This window comes from Symploca atlantica LB2515, assembly GCF_052546295.1.
Window position 1 is genome coordinate 196,670 of the sequence record NZ_JBQWMT010000001.1, and the last position, 19,974, is coordinate 216,643.

General features: G+C 43.3%; 14 protein-coding genes. 8 read left to right on the forward strand and 6 right to left on the reverse strand.

Going from position 1 to position 19,974, the window contains the following annotated elements; all coding sequences use genetic code 11:
- Nucleotides 1-233: 233 nt before the first annotated feature.
- From ACT7WV_RS00960 to ACT7WV_RS00975, 4 genes are all read left to right on the forward strand, one after another.
- Nucleotides 234-1,364, forward strand: coding sequence for an ABC transporter ATP-binding protein (locus tag ACT7WV_RS00960; RefSeq protein ID WP_445101092.1), 1,131 nt, complete (start codon nucleotides 234-236; stop codon nucleotides 1,362-1,364).
- Nucleotides 1,365-1,569: 205 nt separating this feature from the next.
- Nucleotides 1,570-2,694 (forward strand): ABC transporter substrate-binding protein, encoded by a 1,125-nt coding sequence (locus ACT7WV_RS00965; protein WP_445101093.1) that lies wholly within the window; start codon nucleotides 1,570-1,572, stop codon nucleotides 2,692-2,694.
- A gap of 152 nt (nucleotides 2,695-2,846) precedes the next feature.
- Nucleotides 2,847-3,830, forward strand: coding sequence for an ABC transporter permease (locus ACT7WV_RS00970; RefSeq protein ID WP_445105547.1), 984 nt, complete (start codon nucleotides 2,847-2,849; stop codon nucleotides 3,828-3,830).
- 138 nt (nucleotides 3,831-3,968) lie between these two features.
- Nucleotides 3,969-4,817, forward strand: a complete 849-nt coding sequence (locus tag ACT7WV_RS00975) for an ABC transporter permease (RefSeq protein WP_445101094.1) — start codon at nucleotides 3,969-3,971, stop codon at nucleotides 4,815-4,817.
- A 238-nt stretch (nucleotides 4,818-5,055) separates the two neighbouring features.
- Here the strand turns inward: ACT7WV_RS00975 and ACT7WV_RS00980 are convergent, their stop codons facing one another.
- The 3 genes from ACT7WV_RS00980 to ACT7WV_RS00990 form a co-directional block, all read right to left on the reverse strand.
- A complete protein-coding gene (locus ACT7WV_RS00980; RefSeq protein ID WP_445101095.1) occupies nucleotides 5,056-5,307 on the reverse strand; it encodes a hypothetical protein in 252 nt (83 codons plus the stop codon).
- A 289-nt stretch (nucleotides 5,308-5,596) separates the two neighbouring features.
- Nucleotides 5,597-6,358, reverse strand: a complete 762-nt coding sequence (locus ACT7WV_RS00985; protein ID WP_445101096.1) for a DUF3747 domain-containing protein — start codon at nucleotides 6,356-6,358, stop codon at nucleotides 5,597-5,599.
- 138 nt (nucleotides 6,359-6,496) lie between these two features.
- A complete protein-coding gene (locus ACT7WV_RS00990; RefSeq protein WP_445101097.1) occupies nucleotides 6,497-10,231 on the reverse strand; it encodes a response regulator in 3,735 nt (1,244 codons plus the stop codon).
- Between the two features lie 1,181 nt (nucleotides 10,232-11,412).
- Here ACT7WV_RS00990 and ACT7WV_RS00995 point away from each other — a divergent pair.
- A complete protein-coding gene (locus ACT7WV_RS00995) occupies nucleotides 11,413-12,048 on the forward strand; it encodes a GNAT family N-acetyltransferase (protein ID WP_445101098.1) in 636 nt (211 codons plus the stop codon).
- 1,018 nt (nucleotides 12,049-13,066) lie between these two features.
- Nucleotides 13,067-13,654, forward strand: a complete 588-nt coding sequence (locus tag ACT7WV_RS01000) for a hypothetical protein (protein WP_445101099.1) — start codon at nucleotides 13,067-13,069, stop codon at nucleotides 13,652-13,654.
- A gap of 77 nt (nucleotides 13,655-13,731) precedes the next feature.
- Here the strand turns inward: ACT7WV_RS01000 and ACT7WV_RS01005 are convergent, their stop codons facing one another.
- Nucleotides 13,732-14,877 carry a histidinol-phosphate transaminase gene (locus ACT7WV_RS01005; protein WP_445101100.1) on the reverse strand — a complete coding sequence of 382 codons (1,146 nt, stop codon included), beginning with the start codon at nucleotides 14,875-14,877 and terminating at the stop codon, nucleotides 13,732-13,734.
- 218 nt (nucleotides 14,878-15,095) lie between these two features.
- Nucleotides 15,096-15,926, reverse strand: coding sequence for a metallophosphoesterase (locus ACT7WV_RS01010; RefSeq protein ID WP_445101101.1), 831 nt, complete (start codon nucleotides 15,924-15,926; stop codon nucleotides 15,096-15,098).
- A gap of 368 nt (nucleotides 15,927-16,294) precedes the next feature.
- On the opposite strand from ACT7WV_RS01010, the gene ACT7WV_RS01015 reads away from it, so the two are divergent.
- Nucleotides 16,295-17,164 carry a glycine betaine ABC transporter substrate-binding protein gene (locus ACT7WV_RS01015; RefSeq protein WP_445101102.1) on the forward strand — a complete coding sequence of 290 codons (870 nt, stop codon included), beginning with the start codon at nucleotides 16,295-16,297 and terminating at the stop codon, nucleotides 17,162-17,164.
- Between the two features lie 151 nt (nucleotides 17,165-17,315).
- Nucleotides 17,316-18,275: an ABC transporter ATP-binding protein gene (locus ACT7WV_RS01020; RefSeq protein WP_445101103.1), complete on the forward strand. Its 960-nt coding sequence runs from the start codon at nucleotides 17,316-17,318 to the stop codon at nucleotides 18,273-18,275.
- Nucleotides 18,276-18,603: 328 nt separating this feature from the next.
- On the opposite strand, the gene ACT7WV_RS01025 is transcribed toward ACT7WV_RS01020, so the two are convergent.
- On the reverse strand, nucleotides 18,604-19,947 hold the full coding sequence (locus tag ACT7WV_RS01025) for a hybrid sensor histidine kinase/response regulator (protein ID WP_445101104.1): 1,344 nt from the start codon (nucleotides 19,945-19,947) through the stop codon (nucleotides 18,604-18,606).
- Nucleotides 19,948-19,974: the final 27 nt, after the last annotated feature.

Consider the following 19,974-nt stretch of genomic DNA (forward strand, 5'->3'; position numbering starts at 1 on the left):
TTTACCTAGTCTATACGTTGATTATCCTCTCTTATCTTGGACATCGGAAAATTGCTCCTGCCACTAGTAACTAGACTCTCAAGCAGCGATGAAGGTAAATCATAAACTATCGAAGCGAAAAATAATCAAGACGAGGGAGAGACAGATAAAATAAACCCAGGTACATCAACTACGCTTAATGCATCTAACAGACTTAACTCCAAATTGGTGCATCCCTGCTGCCTGTAATCACTATGTATCAAACTTCACTCAAAGAACATGGCTCTCCGGATACTTCCGCTGAGCTAGATATTGAACTACGCAAGGTTTTCAAGGTTTTCAATGGAGAGACGGCTGTTCGTGGTGTTGACTTGAATATTCGCCAGGGAGAATTTTTTAGCATTCTCGGCCCCTCTGGCTGCGGGAAGACCACAACTTTGCGCTTGGTGGCAGGATTTGAGACGCCCTCAGCCGGAGAGGTTCTGATTCAAGGGGAGTTAATGAATCATGTTCCAGCCCACCGAAGACCTGTGAATACAGTATTTCAAAGCTATGCTCTGTTTAATCACTTGAGCGTTGCAGAAAATATTGCCTTTGGTCTGCGTCTCAAAAAACGACCAGCATCAGAAGTCGAGGATCGGGTCAAAAGTGCCCTCAAACAGGTAAAAATGGAAGCTTATACTAATAGGTTTCCTGCTCAACTTTCCGGTGGACAACAGCAACGGGTGGCATTAGCACGAGCATTGGTCAATCTACCAGCAGTACTGCTCTTAGATGAGCCTTTGGGGGCTTTAGATTTCAAACTGCGTAAAGAAATGCAGGTGGAGCTATCTAATCTACACCAAGAATTGGGGCTGACCTTTATCATGGTTACCCACGACCAAGAAGAAGCTCTCAGCCTGTCTGATCGCATTGCAGTGATGCGTAGCGGCAAAATTGAGCAAATTGGCACCCCAACAGAAATCTACGATTCTCCCCTCACACCATTTGTGGCAAATTTTATTGGGGAAACAAATTCCTTTAAAGGACGCATCGAAGCTAGTGATAACGCCACACTTCATGTGGTTACGGCAAATGGCCTGAAGCTCTTAGTACAACCTAAATTACCGAGAAAGCAATTGAGCCAGTCTCAAGAGATTATGGTCTGTGTGCGTCCTGAGAAAATTCGCTTGAGTCTTTCTCCTCCAAGATCGCAAATTAATTGTTTTGAGGGTCGTCTCAAGCACATTATGTACCTCGGTGCTAATGTTCAGTATATGGTCGAATTGCTTAGCGGCGATTGTCTTACCGTTATGTTGCCCAATACTAGCAACAAATTACCAGAACCCAATACCCCAGTTTATGCTCGCTTTGCAGCCACAGATTGTCTAGCTTGGGAGGAATAAATTTTGATTCTAGTACTGCTTTAAGGAACGTCATTTTGACAGGAGTTGGAGTATTAATAATCTTGGTAAACAAAGCATTTAAGCTTTTCAATGTTCACACTAAGTCCTTGGTGATTAATCTGCAAGAGTAAGGTTGTTTATTGTCTATTATTCGTCGTTTACTATCGCAAATAACTGATAACCAACAACCAATAATAAGTGACCAATGACCAATGAGGAGCAACAGATATCTGCCAAAAACCCCACTAGACGTCGGTTTTTGCAGGTGGCTGCATCAGCAACATTATCTACTGTAGGGTTATCTGGGTGTGGTTGGACACTTGCTAATGTGCGACCACCGACTAGTGGTCAAGGTTCAACCGACGAGTTATACATATACACTTGGTCGGGCTATACAGACCAGGATTTACTAGACCGCTTCGCCAAAGAAACGGGAATCAGGGCAGTGGCTGATGTCTTTGATTCCAATGAGTCGATGCTAGCTCGCATTCAGGCAGCAGGGGGAGCAGGTTACAGCATTATCTATCCCTCGGAATATATGGTGATTAAAATGCGGGAGCTAGGTCTGCTCATGGAACTAGACAAAACCCGTATGGAAGGTCTGGATAGATTATTTCCCCGGTTCCAAAATCCTGAATATGACCCCAGAAATCAGTACAGTGTGCCTCTGAGTTGGGGAACTACAGGTTTAGTTTATAACACCAAGAAGTTACAACAACCACCAGAAGATTGGAGCTATCTTTGGGATTACCGAGAGCAATTATCCAAACGGATGACTTTGCTCAATGATGTTCGAGAAGTTATGGGGGCGACACTAAAAATGTTGGGCTACTCTTACAATTCTCAAAACGCCCAGCAGCTTGAACAAGCCTACGAAAAGCTGCTAAGTTTGAAACCTTTCCTCGCCTCATTTACTTCTGACGCTTGGCGACCTCAAGTTTTGAGTGGGGATTTAAGGCTAGCTATGTGTTATTCCTCTGATGCTAATGAAGTCATAGAAGAAAACTCAGACTTGCAGTACCTACTACCTCAAAGTGGTGCCTCTGTCTGGGTGGATACATTGGTTATTCCCCAAACAGCTCCCAATCCTGAAGGAGCCTATGCTTGGATTAATTTCATGTTACAGCCAGAGGTAGCCGCCCACATTTGTGAAAAATTGAGTTTTGCCACACCGAATAAAGCAGCATTTCAACTTCTGCCCCCTGAAGTTAAGGACAACCAGAGTCTATTTCCCTCAGAGTCAGCGCTAGAGCGTTGTGAAAGTCTGACGCCAATCGGTGATTTTGAGGAAGTTTATGAACGTTACTGGACTAGACTAACAAGCAGTTAGTCTTTTGTTGTTTGTCCTCTGTTAATAATCAACCAATAAATCTTGCTCAAGTGCTGACCGCAAAAAAAAACGACAAATAGCCAATAACCTAAGCAGCCGTGTCCACTAAAAGTCCTCCTCCCTACCTAACCAACCCCAGTGCAGCTGATGGCATGGCAGAACCACCAGTTACGAAGGAGAAGAAACGCCCTAGATGGCAGTGGCTGGAACCCCTGGCATTGCTAGGGCCAGCTGGTATTTGGCTAGCTTTGTTACTGGTGTTGCCTACATTGGTAATTTTTGAGCTGAGTTTGGTGCCCAATATTCGACCAGGAGATTTAGTTAATCCTTCTGGATTGGATAATTATTTTCGGGTCTTTGAACCCATTAATCTTCAAGTAATCGGGCGATCAGTATTCTTTGCTGTTGGTAGCACAGTGATTTGTCTGCTGTTGGGATTTCCCGTGGCTTACTGGATCGCTCAGTTAGCACCAAAAAGATGGCAGAATTTACTACTTGTAGGGTTTATCTTGCCCCTGTGGACTTCCTCATTGCTGCGTTCTTACGCTTGGATTACGATTTTGCGCCCTACAGGAGTACTCAATACTTTTTTACTCAACCCCTTAAAACCTTTAATTAATCCTTTACTGGAAGGGCTGAACGCGTTTTTGCAGAGTCTGAACAACTTGCTTGAGGCGATAAGTTTGCCCTCAGTATCACTGTTACCGCTTTTGCCGTGGAATCTGCTCAATGAATGGCCGGCAGTATTGATTGGCATGGCCTATAGCTTTCTACCCTACATGGTCTTGATTCTCTATGCTTCTTTAGAAAAGTTAGACCAGCGTCTGTTGGAGGCTTCTGCCGATTTAGGTGCGAATCCTTGGCAAACTTTCTGGAAAGTTACAGTTCCCCAAACCATGCCGGGAATTACTGCCGGTTGTTTACTAGTTTTCATCAGCGGTTTAGGGGATTTTGTTGACCCAGAATTGTTGGGTGGGGCATCAAGTATGACGGTTGCTCGTTTGATCTATAACCAATTTTTGGGGCCAACTCAGAATTGGGGGTTTGGCTCAGCCTTGAGTATGGTATTGATTGTGGCTGTGAGTATGGCGATCGCACTTTGGATTAAGTATGGCGATACAACCGTTGAACCTTAGACAGATCAACAACAAAATTATTGAAAATGGAAAATCGAGACGATAAGCCAGATACTGGTGTATACAACTCAATGTTCTATTTTCTATTTTCCATTTGCTAACCATCACAAGCGCCAGCAAGGCATTAGGTGCGACTTAATGACAGATACACTCTCCCATCAGCAGGAGGAGATTTCCGTCGATATGCTGCAATCTAAACCGAAATTCCACTTCTCCTGGCAGGGAATTTTTTCCCTAGTAATGTTTTTTTATATGTACCTGCCCATCCTGGTACTAACGTTTTATAGCTTTAATAAGTCCGCCTATAGCGCTAATTGGCAGGGATTTACTCTCAGTTGGTATACAAAGCTATTTGCCGACTCTCGCGTCCTCAGATCACTGCAAAACAGTCTAACTGTGGCTCTCGTGGCAGTTGCTATTTCCGCTGTACTGGGTACTCTTATGGCAGTAGGTTTAGCACGTTATCGTTTTCTCGGCAAAAGCTTGTATCGCGGCGTCTCCTACCTACCGCTCATTGTCCCCGATATTGCGATCGCTGTCTCTACCCTTGTCTTCCTGGCTGTTATTAGCACACCTTTGAGCTTGTGGACAATCGTGGCGGCTCATGTGGTGTTCTGTCTAGCCTATATTGCTTTAGTCGTTTCCTCGCGCATTGCTGCTCTTGATCCTCATCTAGAAGAAGCTGCACTCGACTTAGGCGCAACTCCCCTACAAGCTTTTCTGAAAATCTTACTTCCGGAATTGATGCCAGCCATTATTGCAGGTTGTTTGTTATCCTTCGTCCTGAGTATGGATGACTTTCTCATTGCCAGTTTCACTGCTGGTACTGGCGCAACAACTCTACCGATGGAAATCTTTAGCCGCATTCGCACCGGAGTTAAGCCAGATATTAATGCTTTAAGTGTGATGCTTATCCTGATATCTGGGATAGTTGCTTTTGTTGCTGAATGGATTCGTTACCGGAGTGAGCAGAAACGTTTTCAGTGAAATATTCAGCAAAAATCCCCTCTTAAGCTGACGTTGTAGGAGGGGATTTTTTATAGGGAAGCGTTAAATTACCAGGCATTTATCCCTGGCTAATAACTAAGTGATTTCAGTATTATGGCGAGCTAAGATTTATTCTTGTAAGTCTGAGTAAATGCGATCGCCTAAGCCAAGAATAACCAGATTTGCCTACTTCCACAGGGCAACAATTAGCTTAATTTACCATACACTCACTGCAATTTTAGCAAACCTTACCTGGCTGACAAACCCAGCCGGATTCCTCTGTATACATCCAATTTTTCCATTTAGCCAACACAGAAACTCTCTGATCAGGTTCTATCATCCAACCCACTGGTAGTAAATCAGTCAACTCAGAAACGGTGGTAACTTGACCACCTGTAATTAAACTTGCCTCTTGTTCAGATAACTCTTGCAAAATTGTCATATCCAAGGCAGGTTGAGATGAATTATTAATCTGGGTTTTACCAAACATCTTTTAACTCCTTTGTAATTGCTGAAACTACAAATTTTGGTCAATTTTATTTACTTGAGACGAAAGCTATATTTGATAGCTCTAATCAATCAAAGTGCCACTTATTACATTAGGGTGCTACTGACAAATTTCAGCTCTCTAGTAGATATCACTCTTAATTTTGAATATTTATGCAACAATTTTCATTGTTTATGTATCTAATAGAAACTCTACAAAAATCAACAATATAAAAAAACCACCCAGAAATTGGGCGGTTCCAAAACCTAAAATACTTCAATAGAAGAAAACTTTAATTCTCCAAAACGGGAATCACCCGCTCTGGAACAGCAGAAGGTGTGTTTTGAGGATCAGTTAGCGGAAATTCTTCTTCAACAGCATCTGGTTCACTTTGTGGATTGCTAAAAATTAATTCTCTCTGGGGAGGTACGGCTAGAGGTTCTGTTCCAGAAGACGGAACCAAAGGCTCAGTATTGGTGTTATCTAATGCATTTAAAGGAGAAGTTACATCACTGGTGAGATATATGTGACCTAACATCTTTCCTTGATAGGTTCTCTTTGTCAGTCGCCAGCCGGGATCGAGAAAAATTTTGTCAATGCTGTCGCTGATACCTCTAGTCCTGCCAATTTCGACCTCTGGAGCATTGGGAATTCTCACTGGAGTACCAACTAGCACTAGTTCCCCATCACGCTCAACGATTCTGAGAATATAGTCTAAACCTAGGTCTTCACCATCCATGCGAATCGAGTAGCCGTTACTGTCAGTGCTACGCCGACAAATTCCTGTGAAGTCAAAGTTTAGGAGTAAAGGCTCTACAGTAACAAGGTTGTCGCCGTCGCCTCTTTCACTCCAGCAAGGCTGCTGCCGGGAAACTTGTTCGATGATCAATAGTTGATGCTGATTGTCGCCGAAAGGAACTGCCACGGCAACAAAATCATCGGTATTAACTTCTGTCTGATCAAAAGTACCAGCGATTGTCGGATTTAAAGCACCAAAACTGAAGAAGGAAGCCGTTGTGAGGACGACTACTTGGAGCCATTGTGAAATATTCATAACTTGAAGCAATTACGCTAATTCCTGCATTTTAAAATAGACGCTAATCTAACGTAATTAGCTCCTATACACCCTGAAAAACTTCTCACAAAACAAACCTCTGATATTCCTAAGTCTAGAATAATTGTGCATAGTTGCTTAATTGGACTCTGGTCGAACTGAAAAAGTGAGGACTGTTTCATCGATGCCTTTAAGCTTGAGGGGATGACCTTTACTAATGCCATCGTCTTCTAGCAAGTCCGCCACAGCAGCCGAGACAAGAATCGAATTAGGTTGTGCAGCTTCTTGTAGCCGGGCGGCAATGTTAACACAAGGACCGATTGCTGTATAGTCTGACCGTTTACTGCTACCAAACATACCCACAACCGCCGCTCCTTGATGGATGCCACAACGGAATTGTACAGCAGCTAACCCATCTTTGCCAAGAATACCCCGTTCTTGCCAACGCTGGTTAAGCTGATGCAGAGCACTATGCATTTGCCGCGCTGATGCCACCGCAAGCCGCACTTGCTCAGTGGGGGAAATTTCTTCGGGAGCGCCGAAAATCGCTAAAATCCCGTCTCCCATAAACTTATCAATCGTGCCGCCGTTATCAAAGACGGCATTAGTCATAGCTTCAAGGTACTCATTAAGCAATTCAGCCACTCGGCGTGCTCTCAATGTATTTGCCAGTTGGGTAAAGCCAACAATATCACTAAACAAAACTGTGATGGGGCGAGGTTCTGGATGCAAATCTAAAACTAATTCGCCTCTAGCTGCTGCCTTCACCATTGCCGGAGGTAAAAAGCGTTTGAGTACCGACTCAGTTAAATAAGTATTTAAGTTAATAACTCGCTGCTCATTTGCTTTGAGGGCGAGTAAATTGCGCACTTCTGCCAGCAATTCTCGATCCTGGAAAGGCTTGGAAATATAAGCATCAGCCCCCTCTTCCGTCCCCTCAATCCGGTTTTTTTCACTGACTTGGGCAGTAAGCAGTATAATTGGCGTCCCTTTGAGCTGTTCTGAAGCACGAATCATGCTAATCAAATCTAAACCAGATACCACGGGCATCATTAAATCCGTCACAATTAGTTGAGGATGATGCTCCTTGGTCAGACAGAAACCTTCCTCTCCATTTCTTGCCGTCCAAACCTGATAACCTGCTTGCTGAAAAATCCTAGATAAATAGGCTCGTAAATCTGAGTTATCTTCTACCACCAAAATAGACCCAGAACCAGAAAGTGAATCCTGAAGAGTGTCTTCGAGCTTCTGTGTAACTTTGTCCTCTTGATTTTGGCTACTCACCTCTTCTCCTAAGAGGGGAGATACGATTCCCAAATCAGCTAACTCCACCGCAGCACGACTCGACTCAATAGCAGCAGATACCTGCATTACTTGCTCTGGTGGCAAGTGAGAGTTTCCGATGGGCAGCAAAACCGTGAAGGCAGTATATTGTGAATAAACGGACTCTACGGAAATTTGACCACCATGGAGTTCTACTAACTCCTTAGCTAAAGCTAGCCCCAAGCCACTGCCTTCATGAGTGCGATTGACTGAACCAGACGCCTGTTGAAACCGCTCAAACAAATAAGGAATTTGCTCGTGGTGAATGCCAATTCCGGTATCTGTAATCTTCATCCGGACTTGGTCTGCTATTGGCTCTACCCTGACACTAATACTCCCTTGGTTGCCAGAAAATTTCACAGCATTAGAGAGCAGATTGTAGAGTATTTTGTCGAATTTTTCCAAATCTAAATAAACTGGCGGACAGGGTGTGAAATGAGTAGAAATACCAATATTTTTTTTCTCACAGTAGGGTCGAAAGGCTTCGACAATTTGGCTAACTACTTCTACTAGGTCACAAACATGGAAGCTGGCTTGCATCCGACCGGCATCAAGCCGCTGAAAGTCTAATAGCTGATTAACTAATCTTAACAAGCGTCGGGAATTACGTAGGGCGATCAGACCCTGATCGTAGGGTAAACACTGTTGCTGCCTAATAGCTGATTCAAGAGGTCCAATGATCAGTGTTAAAGGTGTCCGGAATTCGTGAGAAATATTTTGGAAAAACTCTGTTTTCTGCCGATCTAATTCCAGCAATCGCTCAGCTAGCCGCCGTGTTTTTTGGTACAGTTGTGATTGCCCAACAGCGATCGCTGCCTGAGAAGCTACTGCCTGCGCTAATTCGATATCTGACCGATTCCAGTGTCGAGGCTGGTCGAGTTGGCGTAGTGTAATGCTGCCAATAATCTTGCCATCGGCAAGTAGAGGCACCACCAAAATTGCGCGAGCAGGCACACGCACTGGCAGGTCAAACCCGCTTATTTCTGGCTGGCTATCTAGATCATAAAATGCTACTGGTTCTTGGGTATCTACAAGCTTTTTAAGTATGGGGTTGCAATCAATCGGGACAATTGACCGTGGTAACTTATCGGGGTTAAGTTCTGAGAAGGGGTCGTGATTGAGTTTCTGGGAAGCGGATTCGGCATCAGAAACTACGGAGTTGCCCCAGACTTTTGCCGATTTCCTGTCATAGAAGCCAACACATTGGACATACTCATCCTCTTCTGTCCAGAGGGATAAAGTACAGCCATCAACCTGTAGTGCTTGCCCTAGCTGCTGAGTAATTGCCATGAAAATTTTTTGAGGCTCTAGGGTTGAGCGGATAGCAGTAGTGATAGTATTTACCAGTTCCTGTCTTTTGGCTAAGGCACGCACCCGCTCATAAGCTCGTGCTTGGGAAAGAGCAAGGGCAGCTTGGTCAGCAACCATCGCTACTAGCTGAATCTCATCATCTCCCCAAACGTGAGGTTTCCCGCATCGATGCAATGCCAGGACTGCCATCAGCTCCTGTTGACTAATCAGTGGCACCATCAGCGTTGAGCTAATATTTGCCTGTTGGTAAGCAAGGGTTCGTTGTCTAATTTCTGTGGTGTCACCTTTAAAGTGCTCGTCCGTCGCAACATCATTGATCACGACAACTTCACCAATTTTCCAAAGTGTCTTGATCAAGCACTGCGGATAAGGAGTTGTGGGAGATTTAAGCTTAGCGGTGTCTACCGTAGAAGTTTTGCCTGAAGGTAAAAGGCACTTTGGGGAAGATGAAATAGGGTAAGAGCAAGATAGGGGAGTAACATGGCTAAAATGACACTCACCTTCCAATGCATCACTTTCCGTTACTGAGTATTCGACGAAGCTATTCCTTTTCGTAATAGAGTTTGCCGCAAGAGCCGCTCCTGTATAACTTGGGGAGGATGGTAATGACTCCTCCTTATTTTGATAAACAAACCATTCATCTTCCAACTGCTCGTCCTGAAAAGGACGCAAAATGCAGAAATCAACCTCCAGCACATGACCTACTGCTTCGACAATCGTTTGCAGGATCCGCCGTAGAGGAGAACTATCACTTCCTTTGTACTGGGCGTTACGAATCGTATTGGTAACGCTATTAAGCAGCATTTCCCGACGCAGCGCTTGACACAGTTGGCTGGTGCGAATTTTCAGCACATTGTGGGTGTCCATTGCTTGGCGCACCACTGCCTTGAGTTCTTCATCCCTCCAGGGCTTTCTGACAAACTTGAAAACCTTACCATCGTTGATGGCATCTACCAAGTCTTCAACATCAGTATAGCCAGTCAAGATAATGCGGATGATATCAGGATATTGAGCAGCAGTAATACTGAGAAACTCTGTGCCACTCATCAGAGGCATACGCTGATCAGAGATGATTACCGCTACATCTCCCTCTTTTGCCAAAATCTCTAGAGCTGCATGCCCATTTTCGGCTCTTAATACTTTGTAATCTCGATAGAAAGTACGGTAAAGCAAGTCAAGATTATCTGGCTCGTCATCGACAACCAGAAGTTTGGGTCTAATAGTTTCTTGGGATTTCATGCACCGCTCTCCTGCTGCCAAGGCTTGTCAAATAAAAACTGTCTGCACTGATTCAATGATTTTTCCTGCTCTTCTATAGATGTCTTGAGTGAGAAGTCAGGGCTAAACTTATCAGTCCTAATTGTGATGCTGGCTTGAAACAGCATCTGACTAGGTAAAGACTTCAAAGCTGTAGCTATGGTCAGTGGTGCACCCTGTCGATTTTAATTTTTTCTTGAGCGTATGGTTATTTGATTGGGAAATATCAGAATAAGCACTTTATTTCTGATCGTTGGTTGTTTTTCGACTCAAGCATACTTTTAATAAGAATGCCCACTGAACCAAATGTTTCTAACTTTTTGGTGCTTCCTAGAGTGCCGGTTGCTGTGATCAGGTCAGAGACTTTGGTCTCTTATCACCAGTAGTGAAAATCAAGCCTTACAAACCTAAACTAATACTCTTGGTGAACTAAGACAGTGAGCTTTTTATCAGGTCTTAACACAGCTCAAACTGCGCTTAACCTTTGTTCGTTGATGCACTGCTTGTACAATACTATCCCTCAGAAAAGTATAAGTGTAAGCAGAAGAGATGGAATCATAGAGTATATTTACTGAAATAGACGGGTAGTTGCTCTCTCTCAAGCTAGATTGAGGGGGCTAGTGTAGGATTTTTAGGAGAAAAGTTAGCTCTGGTAAAGTATGGCAAACCTGCTGCGATTAATAAGCTTGCTGCTGGCGGACGTATCTTTCTTGCCTGCATTGTCGGATTTGAACTAAACTGCCATTATCGTGCCGTGGTCAATAGCCGAAAGAAAGCCTATTAGTTAGGAATTATTGAACTGCCTAATGCTTAGACCAAGGCAAGGTTCTGGGGCATCTGGTTTTTCAATCTCGGTTAATCCAAATTTTACAAGGGGAGTTGACCACGAATGCATTCTGTCAACTTATGTATCAGGGTTGAAAGTAAGTGGCTAAGGTTACCAAAGCGCTGATCTTCGTAGATTACTTGAGAGTTCCGAAGAAAAATCTCAGGTGTCTTAGAGAACCAAGCGCTCGATACAATTAGATAAGTGTCAAGTAACCAGGATGATCTACTTGCTGGCAACAACGGAGGAAGAAATAGATTTTTTCAAGCCAGTGCTTGGAAATTTTGACTCTTTTCCTTGTGATCTCTAGTTTGTTTCCCCAATTATTTTTGCGGTTGTGAAACCCTGTTTTTCTTTCTGGAAGCCCCATGATTCAGCACCTACAGCACCCGATGTCTTTGCTGTAGGCGCATCCCAATTACACATCCGCACAGCACAAGTGGGGGATCTAATTACCCTAGCGGAAATTTTGGCGGATAGCTTTCACTCTCGTACAGGATTCTTCGGTTGGGCCTACCCAATATTAAAGTTGGGAATTTATGAAGATTTGCGCAACCGACTCCGCTCAAGTTCGCCACATTATGCTTGCTTGGTTGCTGTAGTCGTCGTTTCTACAATCAACGGTTATCGAGAAGAAGTTGCCGGCACTGTAGAACTCACCCTTCGTTCCAAGTCTTCCTGGCAATGTCGTAGTATTCAGTATCCTTACATCTCTAACTTGGCAGTAAGAAAATCCTGCCGGAGACAAGGAGTCGCGCGAAAATTACTCCTTTCCTGTGACCGAACAGCCAGGGAATGGAACTTTCAAGACATTTACCTCCACGTGCTAGAAAATAACCATCAGGCAAGGGAGCTTTACCTCAAAAGTGGATATCGCCTATATCAGGTTGAGCCTAGCTTGAGTTTCTGGTTGCCCTGGCACTCCCAACGCCTATTCTTAAAAAAGTTCTTGGGAAGTCTCTCAAGCAGTTAAAGAAGTTTTTGGAGTTGATGCCTCTGCTGTCTAGCTAGGGTCAAACTTTATTTTTGTGTTGATTGAACCTCCTGTATCAATAATTTTAAGGGGAGGAAGCAAGATTTTTCTTAACTGCCCCCCTGACCCTACGTCCTTAGCCCATGTCCGAAGAGATCTAGGGTGGATAGGGGGGGGATCATACTTTGAGAGAGTGTAGGAGGTTTATTGGGTTGACACAAATTCGCCAAAATTTTCCCCAGCTGCCACAGAGGGTTATAGCCACTGGCAAGCCCTCTGTGGCAGCTGTCTCACAATTGAGATATTTATCTTCCACCACAAGGAAAACCGCTGCATACAAAACTATTTTTCTCTGAGGACGGGCAAGGTAAACATTTTTCCGGATATTGGGGAATAACTCTAGAAATATTGATTTAGTAGTCAGCTTAGTTCTCTGGTGACCGCATAATCTTAATCAGACTTAGTCAGACTCATCTCTGATGATCTGTAATTCAAGTACTTAAATTAAATTGAACTTTTGTGATAACATATCACTTTAATTTTTGTTTATGAGATTTTCTGAGTACAGTAGGAAAAAATGTAGCTGTGTATATAACTGGGTTTGATCAAAAATTATCCTTAGATGGTATTTCTACTACAGGAGAAACTTGAAAAGTGTTATTGCTGGGATGAATAGGTGAAACTTTGTTAATGGAATTGGCTTGGCACTTGACAATTGCTGATCATAAAATTCCGTATTTATCCTATGTTTAACAATTAGACTAGAGCTGTCCTCATGAGTAATCTTCTGAACCTGATTCGACCAGCAGCCCGGCAGCATGCCATAAGATGGAGTTACAAATCAAAAAAGCCGGAAACAATCCTGAGCTGAGGCAACTTTGTGATGGTAATTTAAAACAAATAGTAAACAAAACTTCTCTTCTTGTGTGTACTTAATAACTTACACAATTGTGTTTTCCAGTCGTGCTTTCGATCAAGGTACGTCCCTGCTTTCGCAAATTAAGCAATATGAGTTGAGATGGAGAGCGAAAATAAACAGCGTTGCCAGACAGCTCTTTATCAAGAGGAGATATTTACTTGCTGCCCAGGTTTCGCTAATTCTCAAGGCTATAGCGCCATGAAACAGGAAGACCTGAACTCAGGCAAGGATGAGATGCCACCAGATTCACAGGCATTGGCAATTCTCGGACTATTGCACGATAAACAGCTGATGATTGTCAATAGTCGGCGTAAGAATGGTCTAATTCTGTTGAAGCGCTATCATGCTGAATTTGCTGGGCCCGGCTCAGCAGTAGGAGGGATATTTGATCGAGATTGCCAGCGAGTATTGCCAGTGGGCAATCTGTCATTACTCTGTCCTGAATCAGCTGAAGAGCGGCAGAGGGCTTATTTAATTCGACGGCAGTGGGTAAGATTAACTGAACAAATCACCAATAATCCAATTCCTTTGCAGCGAGCTCAGAAGATCCTCAATCAGTTTGAAGCCTTCTTTGATTCCGAGACAATTGCCCAACTACCAGATCAAGCCTTCGCACTTCTAGTCGGTGTCTTTCCCCAAACTATTCGCAAGGCTCGTAACACTGATGAAGGGGCAGATGTCGGTTGACTTTTTCTCTGCATGAGGTGACGAAGATTCCTCATCAACAGAAAATAGTTAATTGAATTAGTCTTGGGAAGAAGCGACTAGAAATAACTGGCGATAATCTCTTCTAGACGTTGGAGCGTGCGAGTGTTCTCCTCTGTACTGCCGACGGTTAGGCGCAACCCGCCACCGGTGTGCCTTAATAAAGTGCCTTTGGCCTTCATTTCCCCAGCGATCCTAGTTAAGGTATCATAACTCGAAGCTTTATCTTGCTGCCGAGGGCGAAAATAAATGAAGTTAGCAGCACTAGACCAAACTTGTAGATTCGGATACCCAGATAAGGCGTTAAATAGTTTGTCTCGCTCGGCGAGAGTATCAGGAATTGACTCCAATAGAAGTTGCCGATGGATAAGAGCAAGTTGGGCAGCAGCTTGGGAAAAACTGGGCAGGTTATAGGGTAAGCGGATTTTGTCAAGAGCCGCAATTAATTCTGGGTGGGCTACACAATAACCAACCCGATGGGCTGCCAAACGAAACGCTTTAGAAAAAGTCCTAAGTACTGCCCAATTGGGGCGTTGTACCAATTCTTGGACTACAGAAGTTTGGCTAAATTCAAAGTAAGCTTCATCAATCACGACGAGGATTTGCTCTGACAAGCTACGCAGCCAGTTTAATTCTCGAAGAGTTAAGGCATTGGCGGTGGGGGAGTTAGGATGAACGACAAAAACCACTTTAACTGGTGACTCAGGAAGCTCAAGGGCTGCTTGAGCTTGTTCTAAGTCGATTTCAAAGTTCTCTGGGGAGCGCTCTACTTCCACAACTCCTATACCGAGCGTCTGAGCTAGAATCGAGTACATCGAGAAAGTAGGGTTAGCAACCAAAATTGAACCTTCTGTCCCCAGACAGGTGGCAATCAATACAGAGCGAATCAGTTCATCTGAGCCATTGCCTACCGAGATCTGAGCCGCAGTTACTGGTATCTCCAAGGCTGCTGATTCGGTGACATATTCTGCGATCGCTTCCTTGAGTTTTTCATGACCCCCATCGGGATAACGATTTGCTTCTATCAGTTGTTGATAAGTCCAGGCGAGTTTTTCTTTGAGCTGCGTCGGCAAATCAAAGGGACTTTCATTAGTATCGAGGTGGTCAACAGCCAGAGAAGATGCCACTGACTCAGGAATGTCACTGGCAGGATGAGGCTTATAGGCAGTGAATTTGGCAATATCTGATCGGATAAACCTCAGCATAAATGCTTACTCTCGCAAATAACAATCAACAACGAATTAAGCCGAGAAGCCTTCCCTGATATCTACGCAAGACCGACACTCCTACCGCTTTGCGCCAAGGCTCGACAAAGTTGCCATACCCAGAGTTTCTAGCTTATCCAGTCAGCTTACCCTTGGTTATTTTGATTTGCAAATCTTAAAGGATTTTTGCCCTAAAAAAACAATAAGAAGTACAAAATTTATCTTGATTTCAATTCTAAAATCGTAACCTCTGGCGGACAAAATAATCTACCTGGCCAGTAAGTTCCTAGACCACGATTGACATACAGTTGGTTTGTCCCTACTTGATGTAGTCCCTGTGACCATTCCCAATGCTTAGCCACTTGGGAACATTCCTTTAAGTAAGGTATCCAGCGCCAGACTATTCTAGGATAATTTTGCCTAAGTCTTTTGAGCAGTGCGGGTACTGGCCCCCAGCCTGGAATCACGATCTGACCACCATGAGTATGACCCGACAATTGTAAGTCAACTCGCCATTTTTGCAACTGCTCAGCACTGTCAGGGTTATGAGATAAAACAATACGAGGTATTCCAGGCTCAAGTTGATCCATCACTGGTGAGGGACTGAACTCACAAGACCAAAAATCTGCTAGTCCCACTAGAGGCAATATTGAACCAAAAGGATAGGCGATTTCGTTCCATAAAACCCCGATCCCAATGCTAGTTAGAACCTCAGTTACTAGTCTTTGAGAATGGTAGTAGCACAGATCATGGTTACCCAGAACAGCGTACACTCCAGCGCGGCTTTGCAGATACTTAAGGTGTTCTACCAGTTGGTAAATAGGAGTAGGATCATCAGTTACGTAGTCACCTGTCAAAACCACTAAGTCAGGTTCAGCCTGATTGGCAATTTCAATAGCTTGAGCCAGCATTTTTTCCGAGAGCCGCAAGCCATCATAATGGAAGTCTGAAAGCTGTACGATTGTGGTGCCTTGTAATGAGTCCGGTAAATCGGCGATCGCTACCGTCACCTTTTCTACAGTTAATGGTCCCGAAAGTATCCAGTCCATGCAGCTTTAGTTTCACTATACTTACAAGCGAGATTCCAGCATAGCCAAAAGACACAATTTCATTAGCAGTAAACAATAGACCCCACCGAGGAATAAAAGTAACTGAGCTAGTGCGAATAACCTCACTTGGTTACTTATCCTGAAGTCTGTTCTAAAAATCCGGGTAGCTCAAGGCTTTGATGCGTAAGTAGTATTTAGATGTTGATACAAAGCTACTCCGCTAAGCTTAGGTAGGAACAAAAGCTACTCTATTTAAAAGCTACTTAAAAGTAGCCCCAAGTCACATCAGCAAGGACTATCCTCTGAAAATGGTCAGTCGCGCCTTGATAACCCGAACTAGTAGATTATTGATACCACTTTTATTGGCTATGTTAGCGATGCTAACTGCGATCGCTTGTGATCGTAATCAGGGAGTTGATGGAACCATAAAAGTTGGCTCGAAGGACTTCACCGAGCAGTTTATTTTAGGGGAAATGTATGCTCTGGTACTCGAAGATCAAGGTTTCCCCGTTGAACGAAAACTCAACTTGGGTGGTACGCCAGTAGCACAGGCAGCTCTAGAGAGTGGTCAGATTGATCTATATCCAGAATATACTGGTACGGCTCTGTTAACAGTGTTGAAGTTACCTGCAACTAGCAATCAGCAACAGGTTTACCAAACAGTAGCAGACGCCTACCAGCAAAAATTTAATCTCGTCTGGCTGGAGGCTGCGCCCCTCAATAACACCCAAGCCTTGGTAATGACTAAAAAAGGTTCTGGGAAATACGGCGTCAAGACAATTTCAGAAATGGCAGCTCAAGCTAGCGAATTGACAATGATTGGCCCTCCAGAATTTGAGGCTCGTGAGGATGGCTTACCCGGTTTACAAAAAGCTTATAGCGACTTTAAGCTCAAACAATTCATTCCCGCAGATCCAGGCTTAAGATATCAGATATTAAAGGATGGTCAAGCTGATGTCGCTGTTGCCTTTAGCACTGATGGTGAGATTAATGCTTTTGAGCTAGTTTTGCTCGCCGATGACCAAAATTTCTTTCCCCCTTACCAAGTTGCTCCAGTAGTGCGTCAAGAAACACTAACCAAAAACCCAGGCATTAGCAATGCTCTTAATGCTCTTGCTCCCAAGCTTACCAATGAAACTATGCAACGGCTTAACTACGAAGTAAGCGGTAAAAAACGTGAGCCGGCTGAGGTAGCTAAAGAATTCCTTGCTCAAGAAGGACTTTTAAAAAAGCCTTAGTCAGTGACTATTTACCTCTCAACATCAATTCTAGAAGTTATCTGTCGAACACTTAATTGCCAACTAACACATCGATAATTTTGCATGTATTTTTTAAATAAACTTGCAGTGTTTGACAGGAAAAACCACACATAAAAATACAGAAGAACTAGTGAGCACCATCCATTTTGAACAAGTATTCCTGAAATTTCCGGGTGCATCTCATCCAGCAGTAAATAACTGCACTTGCGAAATCGAGGCTGGTCAACTGGTAGTAATTTTAGGACCATCCGGCTGCGGGAAAACTACACTGCTCAAAATGGTCAATCGTTTGTACGAACCAACATCAGGTAAGATTTACCTTAGCGGGACTGATATCAGAGAACTCAAAGTTACCAAACTGCGCCAGCAAATTGGCTATGTTATCCAGCAGTCTGGTTTATTTCCCCACATGACAGTAGCTCAAAATATTGCAGTTGTACCGAAACTGTTAGGCTGGTCTCGGACGAAATACCAAGCTCGAATTGACCAGTTACTAGAACTGATTGAGCTATCCCCTCAAGAATACCGCAATCGTTATCCCTCGCAGCTATCGGGAGGTCAGCAACAACGAGTTGGCTTAGCGCGAGCTTTAGCTGGTGATCCGAAAGTAATGTTGATGGATGAACCTTTTGGAGCCATTGATGCGATTACTCGTAAGACGCTACAGGATGAAATCTTGCGTCTCCAGTGTCAACTCAAGAAAACAATTTTGTTTGTTTCTCATGATGTTGAAGAAGCACTGCGTCTTGCAGATAAAATTATGATCTTGGAAAAAGGTCGGATTGTGCAGTTTGATACGCCCTTGAATATTTTGACACGACCGGCAAATAATTTTGTATATAAGCTAGTGGGTGCTGATGACTTGCTGCGACAGCTGAGTTTAGGGAAAGTTGAGGCGGTAATGAAGGAAATACCTCAGCAGGCTTATGGTAGTGAGTCAACAATTACCAGAGATGCTAATTTGCGCCAAGCGCTATCTCTGTTATTACAGACTGGTGCTCAGACACTGACGGTAGTTGATGGAGAGAAGACAGTTGGTGTAATTACGATGGAAGATATTCGTAATTTTGCGAGTAGGTTTAAGGGGTGAAGCTAAAGAGGGAAATACTCTCTGGTTTCAGAGGAAGAAGTAACTACCAGCTTACTTAAGCTCGTACAGGATGGCGGAAGTTTAGCAACATCTTGACCGCGTGAGCGGGACGCTCACACTATGAATGGTTGGCAGATTAAAACCGAGGTCTACTAGTGATAAGGATATTTTAAAACCTGCCAACAGAGTGATACAGGGGTTAGCAAATCCATGAAGTACATTTTCACCACCCTAACCCCCTTATCTTAAGCCTTTGGCGCATGCCTGAGGGGCTTTAGGGGGAAACTGTATCACACCGACTCGGAGAGTGCTGTAGGTTGAAGTCGCGTTAAAAGTTGCTAGTCGGAATCTCGACAATCATCTGCGTACCTTTTCCGGGAAAAGAAATACAACGAATATCACCTTTGTGGGTATCCACTACAATTTGATAGCTAATAGCTAATCCTAAACCCATGCCATTACCTAATGGTTTGGTAGTAAAAAAAGGGTCAAATATTTGCTGTTGTGCCTCTTGATTTATCCCGCAACCATTGTCAGCAATCTGAATGGCAACAACATTAGATGTGGGTAAAAATGTGTTATTATTTGTTACGACTTCTGTACTAATTGTAATAGTAGGTGGTTCCTGAAATATTGCACCCTTATCTTGAGCCTTTTCGTCTAAAGCTTCAATCGCATTACTCAATAAATTCATAAACACCTGATTAAGCTGACTCGTGTAGCAAGTTATCTTTGGCAGTTGATTATATTGTTTAATAACTTGGATCTCCGGACGATTTTCTACTGCACTAAGTCGGTATTGTAAAAGCATTAATATATTATCAATTTCTTCCTGAATATTAGTAGATTTTAAATTAGAATTATCGAGTTGGGAAAAGCGCCGCAGTGAAAGAATCAGTTGGCTAATGCGCTCGGCTCCAATTTGCATCGAGTTGATCAAACTTTGCCAATCTTCTTTGAGGAAATTGAATTCCATCTCATCCTGACACTGCAAAATTTGAGGGCAAGGATTGGGATATATTTCCTGGTAAATTTGAACCAGAGAAAGCAAATTATGGAAGTAAGAATGGACATAATAGAGATTACCAGAAATGAAATTAATGGGATTATTAATTTCATGGGCAATTCCGGCAACTATCTGATTCAAGCTTGACATTTTTTTAGCTTGAATTAGTTGGGTTTGAGTCTGTTTTAATTTCTGGAGTGTTGCCTCAAGTTTGGTAGCTTTTTCTTGTTCTTGTTGGGCAAATTGTTGGAGTTGTTGCTCTTGCAGTCGTAAGCGCAATTGATTTTCGATGCGAACTAGGACTTCTTCCCCCTGAAAGGGTTTGGTAATATAGTCAACAGCACCTTGCTTAAAGGCTTTTACCAAATATTTTTGTTCGTGACTAGCTGTAATAAAAATAATTGGAATAGATCGGTAAAGCAGGTTCATTTTTAGTTGATTACAAACCTCTAATCCATCCATTTCTGGCATCATTAAATCCAGTAAAATCAAGTCAGGCTTAGCTTTTTTTATGCGTTCAATAGCTTGTTTGCCACTTGTAGCAAAGGTGGTTTCATAACCTACTTCTTCTAAAATATCGCCAATTACTTGCAGGTTTTGGTTGATGTCATCAACAACCAAGATTAAGAAATTTTCCGGATTTAAATGTTTAATTAAAAATGTCACTAAATTCGAGGGTAATTTTATTTAAAA